Here is a 524-nt window from a genome sequence, read left to right as displayed (position 1 = left end):
GGCCCAGACGATGTTTAGATAATCGGCCGTCCCGCCTTTGAGCGGCAACTGCGTTTGCTCCGACGTTACAATTTCCTTCTGCTTCGCATCCAGCGCGCGAACGCTGAAGATGCAGACGCCCGCGCTCACCGCGAAGACAGCGATAACTCTCGCAAATGCAACACCTATCTTTGCGGCGATAGATATGTTCCGAATGGTCTTCATGATTGCCTTCGTGGGTCGGTAAACGGCGGGCGACATGGCTGACATGTTCTTAGAACTGATGCAGCATGCCGAGACGGAACATCAATTGGCGATTGGTTGTCGATGCGTCGGCGATCGAGAAGTCGAAGATGTCAGCCTGCTTGGCATCCCCTGCCGCCTGTTGGAACCCCGCCATCGCATAGAACGACGTACGCTTGGATACGGAATAGCTGCCCATCAGCGAGACTTGATGGTATTTTGGCCTCGCCCCGTTGTAGTTCACCTTGCCGTCGGTATAGACGTAAGCGGCCCCCAGCGTCGCGGCCGGCGTGACCTTGTAC

General features: G+C 56.5%; 1 protein-coding gene and 1 pseudogene. Both read right to left on the bottom strand.

What is annotated here, in order from left to right; translation table 11 throughout:
* A partial coding sequence (locus J5M73_RS31055; protein WP_207816882.1) for a hypothetical protein occupies positions 1 to 204 on the bottom strand: 204 nt, incomplete at its 3' end.
* 49 nt (positions 205 to 253) lie between these two features.
* Positions 254 to 524: pseudogene (locus tag J5M73_RS31050) on the bottom strand (hypothetical protein); the annotation flags it as partial.

The sequence above is a fragment of the Pseudomonas sp. 50_B genome, from assembly GCF_017491625.1.
In the GTDB taxonomy this organism is placed as follows: Bacteria; Pseudomonadota; Gammaproteobacteria; order Pseudomonadales; family Pseudomonadaceae; genus Aquipseudomonas; species Aquipseudomonas danubii.
Note: the sequence above shows the minus strand (reverse complement) of the source record. Positions and strands in the feature narration are given on the sequence as shown.